General features: G+C 73.4%; 12 protein-coding genes and 14 pseudogenes. 6 read left to right on the top strand and 20 right to left on the bottom strand.

The genetic code is table 11. From position 1 onward, the window contains the following. The first annotated feature begins 17 nt into the window (after positions 1–17). Positions 18–422: a hypothetical protein gene (locus tag UK94_RS03740; RefSeq protein WP_050996994.1), complete on the top strand. Its 405-nt coding sequence runs from the start codon at positions 18–20 to the stop codon at positions 420–422. On the opposite strand, the gene UK94_RS03735 is transcribed toward UK94_RS03740, so the two are convergent. From UK94_RS03735 to UK94_RS03710, 13 genes and pseudogenes are all read right to left on the bottom strand, one after another. Then, positions 389–1,192 (bottom strand): ABC transporter ATP-binding protein, encoded by an 804-nt coding sequence (locus UK94_RS03735; protein WP_011601970.1) that lies wholly within the window; start codon positions 1,190–1,192, stop codon positions 389–391. The genes UK94_RS03740 and UK94_RS03735 overlap by 34 nt on opposite strands. After that, positions 1,192–1,558 (bottom strand): annotated as a pseudogene (locus UK94_RS38960) (ABC transporter ATP-binding protein); the annotation flags it as partial. The gene UK94_RS03735 and the pseudogene UK94_RS38960, both read right to left, overlap by 1 nt. A 1-nt stretch (position 1,559) precedes the next feature. After that, a pseudogene (locus tag UK94_RS38955) lies at positions 1,560–1,696 on the bottom strand (ATP-binding cassette domain-containing protein); the annotation flags it as partial. Between the two features lies 1 nt (position 1,697). After that, a pseudogene (locus UK94_RS38950) lies at positions 1,698–1,863 on the bottom strand (ABC transporter ATP-binding protein); the annotation flags it as partial. 1 nt (position 1,864) lies between these two features. After that, positions 1,865–2,154, bottom strand: a 290-nt coding sequence (locus UK94_RS38945) for an ATP-binding cassette domain-containing protein (protein ID WP_235486420.1), incomplete at its 3' end; no start/stop codon positions are given. Positions 2,155–2,177: 23 nt separating this feature from the next. After that, positions 2,178–2,878, bottom strand: a pseudogene (locus UK94_RS38940) (branched-chain amino acid ABC transporter permease); the annotation flags it as partial. A 1-nt stretch (position 2,879) separates the two neighbouring features. Beyond that, positions 2,880–3,725: pseudogene (locus tag UK94_RS38935) on the bottom strand (branched-chain amino acid ABC transporter permease); the annotation flags it as partial. After that, positions 3,722–4,422, bottom strand: a pseudogene (locus tag UK94_RS03720) (branched-chain amino acid ABC transporter permease); the annotation flags it as partial. The pseudogenes UK94_RS03720 and UK94_RS38935, both read right to left, overlap by 4 nt. A gap of 1 nt (position 4,423) precedes the next feature. After that, a pseudogene (locus UK94_RS38930) lies at positions 4,424–4,601 on the bottom strand (branched-chain amino acid ABC transporter permease); the annotation flags it as partial. Position 4,602: 1 nt separating this feature from the next. After that, positions 4,603–4,819 (bottom strand): annotated as a pseudogene (locus UK94_RS38925) (branched-chain amino acid ABC transporter permease); the annotation flags it as partial. A 22-nt stretch (positions 4,820–4,841) separates the two neighbouring features. Further along, positions 4,842–5,563, bottom strand: a pseudogene (locus tag UK94_RS38920) (branched-chain amino acid ABC transporter substrate-binding protein); the annotation flags it as partial. Position 5,564: 1 nt separating this feature from the next. Then, on the bottom strand, positions 5,565–6,017 hold a 453-nt coding region (locus UK94_RS38915), incomplete at its 3' end, for an ABC transporter substrate-binding protein (RefSeq protein WP_235486354.1). Positions 6,018–6,401: 384 nt separating this feature from the next. Beyond that, positions 6,402–7,796, bottom strand: coding sequence for a CoA transferase (locus UK94_RS03710; protein ID WP_055748706.1), 1,395 nt, complete (start codon positions 7,794–7,796; stop codon positions 6,402–6,404). A 268-nt stretch (positions 7,797–8,064) separates the two neighbouring features. On the opposite strand from UK94_RS03710, the pseudogene UK94_RS38910 reads away from it, so the two are divergent. Together UK94_RS38910 and UK94_RS38905 are read left to right on the top strand one after the other, a co-directional pair. Then, a pseudogene (locus UK94_RS38910) lies at positions 8,065–8,206 on the top strand (J domain-containing protein); the annotation flags it as partial. Position 8,207: 1 nt separating this feature from the next. Continuing rightward, positions 8,208–8,311: pseudogene (locus UK94_RS38905) on the top strand (molecular chaperone DnaJ); the annotation flags it as partial. A gap of 576 nt (positions 8,312–8,887) precedes the next feature. Here UK94_RS38905 and UK94_RS38900 read toward each other — a convergent pair. Both UK94_RS38900 and UK94_RS38895 read right to left on the bottom strand, forming a co-directional pair. Then, positions 8,888–9,528, bottom strand: a pseudogene (locus UK94_RS38900) (asparaginase); the annotation flags it as partial. Between the two features lies 1 nt (position 9,529). Continuing rightward, positions 9,530–9,919: asparaginase (locus UK94_RS38895; RefSeq protein WP_235486352.1), on the bottom strand; the 390-nt coding region annotated here is incomplete at its 3' end. A gap of 41 nt (positions 9,920–9,960) precedes the next feature. Between UK94_RS38895 and UK94_RS32115 the strand changes: the two genes are divergently transcribed. Further along, positions 9,961–10,302 (top strand): zinc ribbon domain-containing protein, encoded by a 342-nt coding sequence (locus UK94_RS32115; RefSeq protein ID WP_308203091.1) that lies wholly within the window; start codon positions 9,961–9,963, stop codon positions 10,300–10,302. 12 nt (positions 10,303–10,314) lie between these two features. On the opposite strand, the gene UK94_RS03695 is transcribed toward UK94_RS32115, so the two are convergent. The 3 genes and pseudogenes from UK94_RS03695 to UK94_RS03685 form a co-directional block, all read right to left on the bottom strand. After that, positions 10,315–10,557, bottom strand: coding sequence for a hypothetical protein (locus UK94_RS03695; protein ID WP_041938753.1), 243 nt, complete (start codon positions 10,555–10,557; stop codon positions 10,315–10,317). Between the two features lie 146 nt (positions 10,558–10,703). Then, positions 10,704–11,342, bottom strand: coding sequence for a hypothetical protein (locus UK94_RS03690; protein WP_011601959.1), 639 nt, complete (start codon positions 11,340–11,342; stop codon positions 10,704–10,706). Between the two features lie 392 nt (positions 11,343–11,734). Next, positions 11,735–12,108: pseudogene (locus tag UK94_RS03685) on the bottom strand (DUF2795 domain-containing protein); the annotation flags it as partial. A 405-nt stretch (positions 12,109–12,513) separates the two neighbouring features. On the opposite strand from UK94_RS03685, the pseudogene UK94_RS75745 reads away from it, so the two are divergent. Then, positions 12,514–12,980, top strand: a pseudogene (locus UK94_RS75745) (DUF2231 domain-containing protein); the annotation flags it as partial. A gap of 1 nt (position 12,981) precedes the next feature. After that, a partial coding sequence (locus tag UK94_RS38890) for a Rieske (2Fe-2S) protein (RefSeq protein WP_235486351.1) occupies positions 12,982–13,272 on the top strand: 291 nt, incomplete at its 5' end. Positions 13,273–13,888: 616 nt separating this feature from the next. Here UK94_RS38890 and UK94_RS03675 read toward each other — a convergent pair. Together UK94_RS03675 and UK94_RS38885 are read right to left on the bottom strand one after the other, a co-directional pair. Continuing rightward, entirely contained in the window at positions 13,889–14,680 is a 792-nt protein-coding gene (locus tag UK94_RS03675; protein WP_011601956.1) for a metallophosphoesterase, read from the bottom strand. Further along, positions 14,677–15,240, bottom strand: coding sequence for a BON domain-containing protein (locus tag UK94_RS38885; protein WP_313949449.1), 564 nt, complete (start codon positions 15,238–15,240; stop codon positions 14,677–14,679). Before UK94_RS38885 ends, UK94_RS03675 begins: the two co-directional genes overlap by 4 nt. Positions 15,241–15,459: the final 219 nt, after the last annotated feature.

The following is a 15,459-nucleotide window of genomic DNA, read 5'->3' as shown; positions in this document are numbered from 1 at the left end:
CCGAGATCCTGGGGATCATGACGCACCTGATCGTGACGGGCGGGGTCGTGCTGGTGGGCCTCGTCGCCTGGCTCTGGGGGCCCGACACCCGCGACGGGATGGACTGGGCCCGTCGCAACGCCGGGATGAGTCCTGGCCTCGGCTTCGGACCCGGCAGCAGCTTCGGTCCAGGCAGCAGCTTCGGACCGGACGGCAGCTTCGGACCGGACGGCAGCTTCGGACCGGACGACGACTACCGACCGGGCGGCGGCGGGCCGGGCGGCGGCTTCGGGCCGCGGGGAGGCAACGGCCGAGGGGACGGCTCCGGCCTCGACGCAGACGACTGGGCGACGGTGATGACGGCGATGGGGTCGGGCGCCGTCATCCGGTCCGGCGTCGAGCGGGCGGCTCAGGCGGAGTCGGCGCGGATCGCGGCGCCGTGAGCCGGGCTCGCCGCCGCACCGCCCCGGGTCGGCGCGGGCCCTTGTGGCACTTCCGGCCCGCCGGCGACGTCCTCGCCGAGGTAGGCCTGGCGGACCCGGTCGTCGGCGAGCAGGGCCGCGGCCGTGTCCGCGAGGACGACCCGGCCGGTCTCCAGCACGTAGCCGCGCCCGGCGATCCGCAGCGCCGAGGCCGCGTTCTGCTCGACGAGCAGCACCGCGACCCCCTCCCGGTTGATCTCGGCGATCACCTCGAAGATGGTCTGGACGATCATCGGGGCCAGCCCCATCGACGGCTCGTCGAGCAGGATGAGCCGCGGACGGCTCATCAGCGCCCGGCCGATCGCGAGCATCTGCTGCTCGCCGCCCGACAGCGTGCCGCCCGCCTGGCCGATCCGCTCGGCCAGCCGCGGGAACAACGCGACGACCCGTTCCAGGTCCGCCCGCGCATGCCGACGATCATGATAGGCGCCCATCAGCAGGTTCTCGCGGACGCTCATGCTGGGGAAGACCCGCCGGCCCTCGGGCACGTGGCTGACGCCGGCGCCGACGAGGCCGTGTGCCGGGATGGACGACAGCGGTCGGCCGTCGAGGCGCACCTCGCCGGCCTTCGGCCGCAGCAGGCCGGAGATGGTCCGCAGGGTCGTCGTCTTCCCGGCTCCGTTGGCGCCGAGCAGGGTGACGATCTCGCCCTCGGCGACCTCCAGGCTGACCCCGCGCAGGGCGGTCACCGCGCCGTAGGCGACCTCGACGTCACTCAGTGTCAGCAGCATCAGCGCAGGTCCTTCCGCACGACGGCGCCGGGCCCGACTCCGGGCCCGACTCCGGGCCTCGCACCGGGCCTGGCGCCGGGCCTGGCGCCGGGCCTGGCGCCGGGTCCGGCGGTGACGTCGACATCGCCGGCGGTGGCCTCGGCGTCGGTGACGCCGAGGTACGCCTCGATGACCGCCGGATCGCGCTGGACCTCCCCCGGTGTACCGTGGGCGATCACTCGGCCGAAGTTGAGCACGACCACCGAGGTGGCCACGGACATCACCAGCCGCATGTCGTGCTCGATGAGCAGCACGGACACGCCGGTGCCGGCGATGCGCGTGATGAGCGCGGCGAGGTCGCGCTTCTCCGCCGGGTTGGTGCCGGCGNCCGGCTCGTCGAGCAGCAGCAGGCTGGGCCCGGTGCCCAGGGCCCGGGCGATCTCCAGCCGGCGCTGCTCGCCGTACGGCAGCGAGGCGGCCAGCTCGTGCGTACGGTGGGACAGCCCGACCAGGTCGAGCAGGCTCNGCGCGTGGCGCACCCCGTCGCGCTCGGCGCGCCGGGCGTGCGGCAGGCCCAGGATCGCGCCGACCGGCCCGTACCGCTGGCGCACCTCGGTACCGATCTGCACGTTCTCCAGCGCCGAGAGGGCGGGGAACAGCCGGATGTTCTGAAAGGTGCGGGCCACGCCCAGNCGGGTGATCGCGTGCGGGCGGCGGCCGACGAGCTCGGTCGGGCCGTCCGGGCGCGGCCAGAAGGTGACCGAGCCCTCCTGCGGCCGGTACGCCCCGGTCAGGCAGTTGAACAGCGACGTCTTGCCGGCCCCGTTCGGGCCGATCACCGCGAGGATCTCCCCGCGGCGCTGGCGCAGCGACACGCCGTCGAGGCTGGTCACGCCGCCGAAGCGCAGCGCCAGGTCGCGGGCCTCGACGACCAGGTCGCCGGGTGCGGTCTCGTCGGCGCGCGGGCGGCGGGCGCCGGGCACCCCGCGGTGGGAACCGGCCCGGCTCACCGGTGCCCTCCCGTCGGCGCCGCGCCGAGGGAGTCGGCGGCGCCGATGCCCTCCTCCGCCAACTCGATCTCGCGCCGGCGGCGGCGCGAGGGCACGAGCCCCTGCGGGCGGAAGATCATCATGATCACGATGACGGCCCCGAAGTAGATGTACCGGTCCGCGGGCTGCACCTTGTCCCGCAGGTAGAAGGCGAGCCCCTGGAGCACGACGGCGCCGACCACGACGCCGAGCCGGGAGCCCATCCCGCCGAAGATGACCACGGCGACGACGAAGAACGACGCCTGCAGGCTGAAGCTCTGCGGGTTGAAGAACTGCTTGGAGGCGAACAACACGCCGGCGAAGCCCGACACCGACGCGCCGATCGCGAAGGCGAGCAGCTTCATGCGCAGCGTCGCCACCCCGGTCGCCTCGGCGGCGATCTCGTCCTCCCGGATCGCGGCCCAGGACCGGCCGATCCGGGAGCGTTCCAGCCGGCCGAAGGCGATCATCACCCCGATGACGATGGCGAGCAGCAGGTAGTAGTACGGCAGCGGGTCGATGCCCCACTTGTAGTCGATGCCGAGCAGGTCGATCGACAGGTGCGGCACGCCGAAGGCGCCGCGGGCCCCGTTGGTGATGCCGTCGGCGTTGTTCGCCACCAGGTGGATGATCTCGCCGAAGCCGAGGGTGACGATCGCCAGGTAGTCCCCGCGCAGCCNCAGCGTCGGCGCGCCGAGGATGACTCCGGCGAGCGCCGCGAGGACGAGGGCGATCGGGAAGACGAAGAACGGGTTGAGCACGAACGGCGCGTGCCAGGGCATCGCGGTCTGCGAGGTGAAGTAGGCCGTCGCATAGGCGCCGATGGCGAAGAACGCGATGTAGCCGAGGTCGAGGAGGCCGGCGTAGCCGACGACGACATTGAGGCCGAGGGCGAGCAGCGCGTAGATGCCGATGTCGTTGACCATCGACTGCTGGGCGGCCGTCGAGACCACCAGGGGCGCGAGGATCGCGACGGCGAGCAGCACCAGGTTCAGCACGATCGGACCGCCGCGGCGGCCGTAGGCCGCCCCGATCGGCGCGCGCACGGGGGCGCTCAGTCGCTCCAGGGCGCCGCGCAGCTCGGCGCCGAGCACCAGCAGCACCCACAGCGCGGCGGCGAGCCCCAGGTAGAGCACGATCCGGACGTCGACGATCGAGTCCTTCGCCGCCTGCAGCGGCTTGTCGGAGTTGCCCGTCGGGCCGGTGACGATCGCGGCGAGCACGCCGACCAGCAGCAGCGCGCCGAGCTGGCGCAGCCGGGCCGGGGCGAACAGCACCGCGGGATGCCACGCGGGCAGCCCCGGGCCGCCGCCGGGGCCAGGACCGGAGGGACCGCCGTGGCCGACCGGATCGGCGGGGGCGAGGGGATCGGCGCGGGCGAGGGAATCGGCGGAGGCGCCGGGCGCGGCCGAGCCGCTGGGGCCGGATCGACTCCCGGCGACGCGCAGCGGCATGGTGGCGGCCCCACTGCCGGGGCCCGCCGGGTCGGGCGGGCCGGGTGGGCCGGCGGGGGGCGGCGTGCTCATGCCGCCCGCCCCAGCCGCTCGCCGAGCAGGCCGGACGGTCTGATCATCAGGATCGCCACCAGGACGAGGAAGGCGATGACGTCCTTGTAGGACGCCTGGAACAGGTAGCCACCATAACTCTCGACCAGGCCGAGCAGCAGGCCGCCGAGCATCGCGCCGCGCACGTTGCCGATGCCGCCGAGGACCGCCGCGGTGAACGCCTTCACCCCGGGGACGAACCCCATGCTGTACGAGGCGTTGAACGTCATCGCGTAGAGGAAGCCGCCGGCGCCGGCGAGCAGGCCGCCGACGACGAACGTGACGATGATGATCCGCTCGACGTTCACGCCCATCAGGACGGCGGTGTCGGCGTCCTGGGCCACGGCCCGGATGCCCTGGCCGAGGCGGGTGCCGGCGACGAGGCGGTCCAGCCCGATCAGCATCGCGACCGCGACGGCGAAGATGACCAGCGACTGGGTGGAGACGTCGGCGCCGAAGACCGTGAAGACCGTGCCGTTGTGGAACAGGTCGGGCAGGTCGACGTTCTGCCGCCCGAACTCCTTGCCGGCCAGGTTCACGGCGAACAGCGACGCCCCGATCGCGCTGATCAGGTAGGCCAGCCGGGGCGCGGAGCGGCGCCGCAGCGGCCGATAGGCCACGCGTTCGAGGGTGAACGCGGCGAGCCCGCCGCAGACCGCGCCGGCGCCGAGGCCGACGGNCACCAGCCCCACCGACGCGAGCCCCCCGGGCACCGACCCGTCGTCGGGCAGCAGGGCTCGGGCGACGAACAGGCCGCCGAAGGATCCCAGCATGAACACCTCGCTGTGCGCGAAGTTGATGAGCTGGAGAACCCCGTACACGAGTGTGTACCCGAGTGCTATGACCGCGTACAGCGAGNCGACCATCAGTCCGTCGATGGTCAGCTGCCAGAACTGGTCGAGGAAACCCATACGTGTGCCTCGTTCGTCGCGTGGCTCGTTCGCCCGGCAGAAGGTGCGTTCCGGTGGCGGATGCGCGTCCTGGTGATGGATGTTGATTCTGGTACTGGAAAGTCCGTTCTGCCAGGCGGATGTTTCGCCCGACGCGGCGAGGCGGTGGCCGGATGCGCATCGCACCCGGCCACCGCCCGCACCGGTGTCAGGACTTGATCAGATCCGCGGTGTTCCCGATAACCGTGATCGCGCCGTTCTTGACCTGGTAGACGAACACGTTGGAACCCTTGACCTCGCCGGTGGGCTCGAAGGCGACGGTCTTCGTGATGCCCTGGAAGTTCACGGCACCGAAGGCCTTCGCGACCGACTCGCGGCTGACGTCGTTGCCGAGCTTCTTGAACACGTCCGCGAGCGCGAGGGTGGCGTCGTACGCCTCACCGGAGTAGGTACCGGGCTTCGCGCCCTTGTTGACCTTCTTGAAGGACGCGACGAACGCGGCGGCCTTCGGGTCGGTGTTCGCGTCGCCGCAGGGGCAGGTGAGGTAGGTACCCTCGGCGGCGGCGGCGCCGGCCTGCGCGACGTACTGCGGGTCGAGCGAGCCGTCCCCACTTGCGATCTTGCCGGTGAAGCCCTTGTCCTTGAGCGCCTTGGACAGCAGGGCGAGCTCGGCGTAGTAGCCCGAGTAGTACAGGACGTCCGGAGCCGCCGCGATGATCTTCGTGGCCTCGGAGGTGTAGTCCTTGGTCGGGTTGATGCCGTCATGGGTGACCTGCACGCCCTTGGCCGTGAGCTCGGGCTCCAGGGCGCCGGACAGGCCGGTGCCGTACTCACTCTTGTCGTCCAGCGAATAGACCTTCTTCGCCTGCAGGACGGTGGCCACGTAGTCGGCGGCGGCCTTGCCCTGCACCGTGTCCGGCGCGATGACCCNGTAGAAGGTCTTGAAGCCCAGCGTCGTCAGCGCCGGGTTCGTCGCGGACGGGCTGACCGACAGCAGGCCGGCCTGGGTGTAGGCGGGCTCGCTGGCCTTGGTGGCGCCGGAGAACATCGGGCCGACGACCGCGACGACCTTGGAGTCGTCGATCAGTTTCTGCGCGGCCGTCGGGCCCTGGTCCGGGGAACCGCCGTCGTCGGACTCGGCGAGCTTGAGCTGGAACGGCGAGCTCGTGTCGGCGTTCACCTCCGCGATCGCGGTCCGTACGCCGTAAAGGGCGTTCAGTCCGAGCTGCTGATTGTCGCCCGACAGAACGCCCTGGAAGCCGATGGTGATCGTTTTCTTGCCGTCTCCGGAAGAACCACCGCCGCTGTCGCTCCCACAGGCCGCGGCGGTCATCGTCACGGCCGCGGCGAGGGCTATCGCTCCCAGGAGCGGGCGCCTACGCATGCATTTCCTCCTCCGGTCCGCCGATCGCAAGCCCGATGCCACGACCGACCCAGCTACGAGCTACCCCCGGCGCCACCGACGTCGAGCCGGCGCGCCACCGCCTAGAGGATGACGCGCCCCTGCGCGCCGCCCCCGACCGCCCCCCGGAAGTCGTCCCCGGATCGGCGGGATGATCCGGCCGACCCGCACGCACTCTCCGCTGAGATGGCGGAAACGTAGTCCCCGGGCAGATCGACCGAAAGTACACATATCAGGTTGTTACCTGGATGACACAAAAGTGGCGTCCCGGCGCGCCCACTGTTTACAATCCGCGCGGGTCGTACACGCGCCGCAACGTGGGGAGCGCCGTCCCGAAACCGCTTTCGCCGTGGTCAGCGCAGGCGGTCAGCGCGGCGCCGACCACACCGCCTGGCTGGTGCCGAGGGGGGCCGGCGCGGAGAGCCAGCGCGGGGCCACCCCGGCGACGGTCGCCGCCGGCCGGATGTACGAAAGCTCACCGAACTCACTGCTGAGGCAGGAGCGGTAGTCGTCGACGTCGTCCGCCGTCGGGTCGGGGAGGTCGAGGGTGTCGTGATGACCGAGATCCTGCAACCACCGCCCGGTCCGGGCCAGGGAGACCCGCACGTGCCAGCTCCCGCCCTCGTGCACCCGACGGGCGAGCGCGTCGAGCACCCCGAACGCGGCGAGGTAGCCGGTGCCGTGATCGAGCGCCTGCGCCGGCAGCGGCACCGGGCTCGACGCGCCGGCCGCCTCGGCCGTGGCGAGGACGATGCCCGAGGCGGTCTGGACCAGGCTGTCGAAGCCGCGCAGCCCGCTCCACGGCCCCTGCCGGCCGTAGGCGCTGATGCTGGCGTAGACGATGCCCGGCCGCATCCGGGCGACGGCGTCCGGGCCGAACCCGAGCCGGTCCAGCGCGCTCGGCCGGTAGGCCTGCAGGAGCACGTCGGCGGACGCGATGAGCTCCCGCAGCCGGCGGGCGTCGGCGGCAACCCGCAGGTTGAGGAACGCGTTGCGTTTGCCGAACCCCGTGTCGACCAGCAGGCCGTGCACCTCCGGCAGGTGGGCGGCGCCGACCCGCAGCACGTCCGCGCCGTAGGCGGCGAGCGTGCGCCCGGCGATGGGGCCGGCGATGACGCGGGTCAGGTCCAGCACCCGCAGGCCGGCGGCCGGCGTCTCCGTCGGTGCGAACCGGGCCGGCGGGGCGTCGCCGAGCCGGCTCACCTCGATCAGCGGCAGGTCGGCGACCGCCCCGGCCTGCCGGTGCTCGGCCCACTCCGGCTCCGCCCGCGCCATGCTGGCGCACAGCCCCATGGCCTGCAGCTCCAGCTCCAGCGGCGCGGCGTCGACCCGCCGGATCACCCGCTCGACGGCGGCGCGGTCATTCGGCGCCCCGAGCAGGTCCAGCACCCCGTTACGGTGGTGCGGAAAGTTGCAGTGCAGCTGGATCCAGCGGCCGTCCGCCGTGGGGTAGTAGCCCGAGATCGGGTCCCACGGGCCGGGCGGCGCCTTTCCGTCGATGCGCAGGTGGCGTTCGCTGCGGAAGGCGGCACCGGCGTGGCGGGTGTCGAGGGTGATGTCCGGGGGGCCGCCGCCGGTGCGGGCGGCCAGCAGCCGCCCGGCTCCGACCGCCGCGGCCGCCACCGAGGCGGTCGCGACCGTCGTCACCCGGTACAGGCTGGGCAGGACGTCGGCCGGACCGGTGACGGTCAGCCGGTCCGCGATGTCAGGCTCGCCCACCAGCGACGCGACCTCATCGACGATCTTCACGACCTGCGCCATGTCCCCATTCCCGTGTCACCCGTGCGCACGCTGCGCGCCGGCCCCGGNGGCGCGCCCCCGGCGGGAGCCGGGGACGTGACCGGCCCCGCACGCGGGGGGCTGGTCGCGAGCACGAAACGCTCACTCAAATCGCAGAGTGCGTAGAATGTTACTTTGAGCATCGGTCCGGGTGGCCGGTCTCGCGCTCGCCTTCGGGCGGTTCGGCGCTCATTCTGGTCACGTGCCCGTACTTTCGCCATGACGCGGTGCCGCCCGACCGCCCGATCGGGTGATCGAGGATGGCCGGGAGGCGCCCGTGGGTACGAAGCCCTCGCTGTACGAGGTCCTCGGGGTGGCCCCCGGCGCCACCGCGGACCAGATCCGCCACGCGTACCGGGTCGCCGCGCGGCGCACCCATCCCGACGCCGGCGNCTCGCCGTCGGCCTTCACCCGGGTCAGCGTGGCCTACCGGATCCTCAGCGACCCCGACCTGCGCCGCCGCTACGACCTGCGGCTCACCGACGAGGGCCGGCCGCNCACCGCCGGACCGGGCCACACCCGTGGCGGTTCACCCCATCCCCAGACCAGGCCCCATCCCCAGGCCAGGGCGTATCCCCGGACCGGACCCCATCCCGAGACCGGACCCCATCCCAAGACTGGACCCCATCCCAAGACTGGGGCGTATCCCAAGACTGGGGCGTATCCCCCAGGCGGGCCACACACCCCCGGCGGGCCGCGAGCCACGCGTGGCGACGGTCCGGGGGCGNCTGGATCGCGCCGGTCCCAGCCGGGAGCCGATTCGCCCGCGCCGCCGCGGCCCGGCGCCGACCCGGTGGTGCGGCGGCGCTACCTGATCCTGATGTCGATCGCGCTCACCCTGTTCATCGCGGGCGGCACGGTGGTCCGGATGTACTCCCTCCCCGCCACCATGATCATGATGGTGATCGCGGCGATCATCCCGCCGGTGGCCGTCACCGTCGCGGGCCGTCCCCGCCTGCCCCCCGACCCGACCCGTCACCACCGGCCGGGGCGGCGAGGCCAGCGCAGCCGTTGATGAGCCCTACTCGCGTTCGGTGCCGGCGGATCCGCCCCGACCGCGAGCCGTTGCCCCGTCAGCCGGGCAGGCGCACCCGCAGGGAGCCGACGGGCCGCCCGCCGCCAAGCACCGTCGGCGCCCCCAGCACGGCGAGCTGAGCCATGTCGAGTTCGAGATGGCCCGGGGTGTCCACCCCGGGCAGCGCGCCGAGGCGGTTCAGCGCCGCCAGTGCGACCGGGATGCCCGCCCGCCCGGCCCCATCTGCGATCTTGATGGCGACGGTGTGCCCGTCGAGCGTTGCGACCAGGGTGACGCCCTCGGCGCCGTTCTTCGCCAGCACGCCCGGCGCGGCGCGCATCAGGTCGGTGTCGGGGCGCCCGACCCCGCCGACCAGCTCGGGATGGGCGCGCATGGCGTCGACGACGCGCCGCTCCGGGCTGCCCGCTGCCGCCTGCACCATCGCCCGCAACCCGCGAGCGAGCCCGGTGAGCGAGAAGGCGAACAGCGGTGCGCCACAGCCGTCCACCGTCGTGCCGGCGATCTCCTCACCGATCAGGTCCTCGACCGTGCGGCGGATCTCCTGCTGCAACGGATGGTCCGGCTCGGTGTAGTTCCGCACCGGCCAGCCGGCGGCCACACAGCAGGCGATCATGCCGGCGTGCTTGCCCGAGCAGTTCATCAGGACCGGTTCGGCGCGCCCGCCGGCGCGCAGGTGGGNCTCGGCCGCGGCGGTGCCCAGCGGCAGGTCCGCGGGACAGCGCAGGGCATCGGCGGAATAGCCGGCGACGGAGAGAATCTCCAGCACGCGGGCCAGGTGGGCCGGTTCGCCACTGTGCGAACTCGCGACCACGGCCAGCAGGTCGCTCGGGATGTCCCGGCTCAGGAAGACCCCGTCGAGACCGGCCCGCAGCATCGCGGCGGCCTGAAAGGGCTTGGCGGCCGAACGGGGGAACACGGGCCTGTCCGGCGCGCCCACCCGCAGGGCGACGGCACCATCGCGACCGAGACCGACGACGGTGCCGTGATGCAGGCTCTCGACGAACGGTGCGCCGCTGCGCAGCCCCCGGACGACCTCGGCGACCACCTGCGGACCCTCCGGTGGCTCCATGGCTGTCAGGGTACGACGGCCGTCCCGCCGAGGCGGGCACCATGCCACATCCCCCACATCCGGACGAAAACGCGCACTTCCGGCCGCCGCCGCGCCCTTCCGTGCGGGGGCCAGCCGAACCGCGACCAGGACGCGGCCGGGCCACATACCCTGGTGATGTGCCTGCCTACGACTACCGCTGCCGGGTGTGCGACGCCTCCTTCGAGGTCCGTCGGAGCATCACCGAATCCACCCCGACCGACGGAGTGACCTGCCCGTCCGGCCACGCCGAGACCTCGCGGGTCTTCTCCGCGGTGGCCGTCAGCCGCGGCGCGGCCGCTCCGGCCATGGCTGCGCCGTCGGGCGGCGGCGGAGCGTGCTGCGGCGGAGGTTGCTGCGGCTGACGCCGCCCCGCCTCACCGCTGGCGGCCCGCCCCGCGGCTCTTCGCCGGCCCGCGGGCTGCCCGGCTGCGGGGGCCGACGTCCACCTGGCGGTCGCGCTGACCGCCCGACGCCGCCGCCCGGTCCTCGACCAGGCGTCGGCGAAGCAGCCGCAGTGTCGCGTCCCGTTCGGTCTGGTTGAGGCCGGAGACGAGGGTCTGCAACAGGCCGCCCGATCCGGGTTGTCGGTCACGGTTACCGAGCCCACGCGTACCCATGAACTCACTCCTACCCACGGGTGTGACAGGTCACGCGGCGCCGCCCTCAACCCAGGTGCGCGCACGTGCGCTGGCAGGCCACCGGCCGGCCCGCTTCCTGGTCGGAGCGGCGCCGGTCCCGTCGCCCCCGCATCCGGGTACGCGGATCAGCCCGACGTCCCCGCACGATCGGCCCGCGCGCCCGCGGCCGTGACTTGCCCGCCCGCGGCGGTGACCTGCCCGCCCGAGGCGGCGGCCTGCTCCGAACGATCGGCCGGGCGGCGCCGGGTCGCCCGCAGCACGCTCGCCGCGCCGAATCCCCCGGCCGACCGCGTCGCCTGCCCCGTCTTCGCCGCCCGATCTGACTGCCCTGCCCGCTGCGGGCCCGCCCGGTGGGCCGAGCGGACGGACGAGCCGAGCGAGCGGCCCGACGAGCGCAGGAACCTGAGCGCGGCCGAACCCGCGTCGACCAGCGAAGCCCGCGCCGCCTGGCGGTAGGTGTGCACGACCCGCCGGTCGAAGGTGGGCGGTCCGAAGATCATGATCCAGGCGACGCCGAGTGCCCACAGGCCGGCCAGGGCTCCGAACGTCAGCACCCCGAACGCACCCAGCAGTGCGAAGAACACCAGGAACGCGACGCTCGCCGCCGACCCCCAGCCGATCAGACGGCCGAGGCTGATCGGCTCCGCCGGTCCCCGACGAGCGGCGGGCGGCCTGGTCGACGTGGTCGCCGCCGTGCGGACCGGTGCCGGGCGCGCGGCCCGAGCGGGGGAAGGTCCCGTGGCCCGACCCGTGGCCGCACCCACCGCCGCGACCGATCCGGCACCCCCGGGAGACCGGGTCGACGTGGTCCCGGCGGGCCGGGCCGATGCGGGTCGGGCGGCCGCGGTGGCGCGGGAGTCCCGGGTTGCGCGGGAGTCCCGGGTTGCGGAGCCACGGGTGGTAGATGTGCGTGGCCGTCGATCCAGCACAGTGCGTCCCATGGCTGCTCTGTGCCCCGGTGGTGTCGGCGTCATGCAATCGTCCTCATGACGACCGCCACATTCCCCTGCCACGCAAAGGTTTCCCACCCGAAGGCGCCACGGTGGCGGCTGCTGTCATACAGCGGACACCCGGGCCGTCCCCTCGCACCCGGTCACAGCCCGGCCCCGCACACCGCACACCGCCCGCCGCCCGGCCTCCGGTCGAACGCGGTCCGTCAGCTCCGCGCCGACTGGGCGTCGACCTCCTGCCGCAGCACCCGCCACAGCTCGCCGACGGAGGTGAACTGGACGCCGGGTGGCGCCGCTTCGACCTCCTCGATCACCCGGTCCGGGGCGTGCTGGTGGCGGAGATGATCCATGATCTCTTCCCGCTCGGCGGGAAAGACCGCCCGGCCGAGCCAGCGGGCAAGCTCGGACCGCTCCTCGACGTCGGCCAACGTCATGCCGGCCGCCGCCCCGGCCCGGGACTGGGCGGGGTCCGGGAACTGCGCGTCGCCGGGCAACTCGTCCGTCGGTTCGACGGAACGCCACTCCTCCGCCCGGGTGTCCCGGCCGCTGCGCACGAACCCGGAGACCTCGTGCGCCATGGNGTCGTCCCGCCACGGGCCGTGCTTGGAGCTTCCCCGATCCACTGCCATGTCTCGTTCCTTCCCTCCGTCGCCATCGCGGACGGCGACGGGTGGTCGAGAAACCGACGGCCCGCGCGGCGGACTGCGCGCGGGGATGGGCGGTGACCCCGTTCGTCCCGCCGGATCCGCGTCGCGCAGGGGATGTACACGCTGGGGCCCGAAACAAACCCTCCGCCGGGCGGTGCGGTTCNCCGACAGGCCCGGACGGGAACACCGCAGGCATGAGGCGGACACCGCACGATGTTCTCGTCGGGCCGGCCGAGCGCCTGGAGCGCGCCGAGGCACTCGATCCGGTGGCGACGAAGGTCCGCGACCGTGTGCGGCACACCCTGGGGCCCGGGGCGGNGCGCGACCTGCTCAACGGGGTGCCGCTCGGGCATCCGCTGCACCCTGCCCTGGCCCAGCTCCCGCTGGGGACCTGGCTGTCCGCGGGGATCGTGGACCTGCTGGGCGGGCACGACGAACGATCCGAACGGGCGGTGCGGGTCCTGATCGGTTCGGGCCTGCTCGCCGCCGGGGCGGCGGCGGCCGCGGGCCTCGCCGACTACTCCGAGCTACACCAACGTCAACTACGCGTCGGCGTGGCCCATGCCGGCGCCAACAGCCTGGCGGTCGGCTGCTACCTCGCGTCGTTGCTGGTCCGCTGGGGCGGGCACGACCGGCTGGGTCGACGGCTGGGACTGGCCGGGCTCGCCGTCGCGGGCACGTCGGCCTACCTGGGCGGTCATCTCGCCTACCGGCAGGCGTCGGGGGTCAACCACGCCGAGGAGGTCACCCACCTGCTGCCGCCCGGCTGGCACCGGGTCGCCCGACTGGACGAGCTGGCCGCGGGNCGCCCGGAGGTCCGCCTGCTGGGCGAGGTGCCGCTGCTGCTGCTCCGGCAGGGCGATCACGTCGACGTCCTCGCGGACCGGTGCAGCCACCTGGCCGGGCCCCTGCACGAGGGAAGAATCGTGATCGACGGCGGCGTCACCTGTGTGCGCTGCCCCTGGCACGGCAGCACGTTCCGGCTGGCCGACGGGGCGGTCGCGCACGGACCCGCGACCGCCGGGCAGCCCCGGCTGGAGGTCGCGGTCGCCCACGGCGACGTCGAGGTGCGGTTGTCCGACGCCGGGATCTCGTGACCTCCACGAGGTCCGAGCCAGGCGCCACGCGGGCCCCGAGCCGTCCGCGGCGCGCGGGACGCTCCGGGTGGCGTCGGGCGAGTGCACCGCATGCCCCATTCGGACGATCCGGGGGCACCACAGGCGGGCCATGCAGTCGGCCAGTAAATGGTCCGGTCGAGTCAGACGCCCGGTGACTCACCTCGGTGGTCATGGTGCCCCGCCCGGGGGAGTGCAGGGCCCGACCGGGCCCACTCGAGAGGGGTAGAAAGCCCCGGATCGGACTATCAGCGGTCAGCGTGACACGCCCGGACGGACCATGTCCCCGCGGGGGGCCCACGCGGGTGATGGCCGCCCGGGCGGCGAGCCCGTTCGGGCGGGTGCTCCCCACCCACACCCGTTCAAGCAACACGGGAGTGCATCCCCCACCTGGGCCATGGGGAGCCCCCACGCCGACTATCCGGTCTGCCTGTTCAGATCCACGACGCCCCGCTCGTCGTCGCGGCAGGCCGGCCGATCGACGCTCGGATGACGGAGGACCGGCCGTCGGCAGGACCGTCGGACGGCGGTCACGAGGCCGTCGGGCGGCGGTCACGAGGCCGTCGGGCGGCCGGTCAGCAGGGCCGTCGGGCGCTGGTCACGAGGCCGTCGGGGCCGCGAGATCGACCGCCGGAGCCGGTGACGGCGCCGGTGTCCGGGCCCCCTCTGCGGGCGCGCCGGAGCCGACGGCGTAGAGCGCGCAGGGCTTCCCGATCACCGGCCGGGCGACATTGCGGACCGGCACTCCACCCGCCGTCGACCCGCGTTCCGAGCCCGCGTGGGCGTGCCCGTGCAGGGCGAGGACGGCGCCGCCGGCATCCAGCGCCTCGGCCAGGTGATAGCTGCCGAGAAAGGGATAGATCTCGGCTCGTTCGCCGATCAGAGTGTCTGGAATCGGGGCGTAATGGGTCAAAGCGACGCGGGTATCGCAGTCGAGTGCCTCCAGGGCATTCCGGAGCCGGGTGGCGACCTCCTTCGTATGCCGAACGAAGGCCTTCATCAGCGGTTCACCGAAGTCGGATCCGCTGGCGCCGGCAAAGCCGCCACCGAATCCCTTGACGCCGGCGATCCCGAGCCGCGCACCGTCGACGTCCACCACCGTTCCGGTGCCTTCGAGCACCGTCACGCCGGCAGCGGTGAGGATGGCGGTGATCTCGGACTCCGCATTGCTGTGGTAGTCGTGATTGCCGAGCACGGCGATGACGGGTAGCGGTGCGCCCGCCACCTCGGCCGCGACAACGTCGGCTTCGGCGGGCAGCCCGTGCTGGGTGAGATCGCCCGCCAGCAGCAGCACGTCGGCGCACCCGGCGAGGCCGCGGACGACCGGCGCGAAGGTCCCTGCGCTGTCCGTTCCCAGGTGGATGTCGCCGACCGCGGCGATGCGCATCATGAAATTGTCTCCACCCTCGCAGTCTCGTCGACCGCCGTGGCGCGGCCGGTGATCGTGACCTCGTTGCGGACCAGCCTGCCCGGGGCGGCCTCGGCCAGCACCTCCGCGACCGCCCGGCGGCGGGCATCGGTGGCGACCTCGCCCTCGACGAGGATGCGCCCGTCGACGACCACCACCTCGAGCCCGAGCTCCGCGACCCGCGGATCCTCGGCGAGGCGTTCGTGCAGCTCTCCCGCGAGGTATTCGTCGGCCTCGGTCAGGTCCAACTCCCCCGCCAGGTCCGTTCTCCCCGCCCGGCCCGACTCCGCCGACAGACCTGACTTCCCCTCCGGTCCGGGGCCGTCATCTTCCTTGCCGGCTCGCAAACCAATGCCTTCCGGCGCCTGTCTCTCAGCCCCGCCGCCTTCAGCCCTGCCGCCTTCAGCCCCGCCGCCTTCAGCCCTGCCGCCTTGTACCCTGCGGCCTTCCGCCCTGCCGCCAAACGTTGCGCCGCGCTGCCCCGCCGTGGACAGCGCAATGCCGCCATCCGACGCGGCAATCCCGGCGGGCCGGGCGGCCACCGGGGCGGCATCGACCGGCGGAATGAGATTGAGTCNGGCGGCGACCAGCAACGCGGCCTCGGCGAAGGGCGAGGCGGCGGTGGATCGGCGAACCTGGTCCCAGTCGACCTGCTCGCNCATCGCCCGGATCATCGGCAGGACCCGGGCCAGATCGCAGTAGCGCTCCTCCAGCGCCAGCAGGGTCATCTCAAACCAGTCCGTGGCGTCCAGGACGGGCAT

The organism is Frankia sp. AvcI1 (assembly GCF_001420875.1).
Lineage (GTDB): Bacteria > Actinomycetota > Actinomycetes > Frankiales > Frankiaceae > Frankia > Frankia alni.
Note: the sequence above shows the minus strand (reverse complement) of the source record. Positions and strands in the feature narration are given on the sequence as shown.

Coding starts and splice junctions, on each gene's coding strand:
- UK94_RS03740 (WP_050996994.1), top strand. CDS start 18: ATGACGCACCTGATCGTGACGGGCGGGGTCGTGCTGGTGGGCCTCGTC.
- UK94_RS03735 (WP_011601970.1), bottom strand. CDS start 1,192: ATGCTGCTGACACTGAGTGACGTCGAGGTCGCCTACGGCGCGGTGACC.
- UK94_RS03710 (WP_055748706.1), bottom strand. CDS start 7,796: ATGGCGCAGGTCGTGAAGATCGTCGATGAGGTCGCGTCGCTGGTGGGC.
- UK94_RS32115 (WP_308203091.1), top strand. CDS start 9,961: ATGCCACATCCCCCACATCCGGACGAAAACGCGCACTTCCGGCCGCCG.
- UK94_RS03695 (WP_041938753.1), bottom strand. CDS start 10,557: ATGGGTACGCGTGGGCTCGGTAACCGTGACCGACAACCCGGATCGGGC.
- UK94_RS03675 (WP_011601956.1), bottom strand. CDS start 14,680: ATGATGCGCATCGCCGCGGTCGGCGACATCCACCTGGGAACGGACAGC.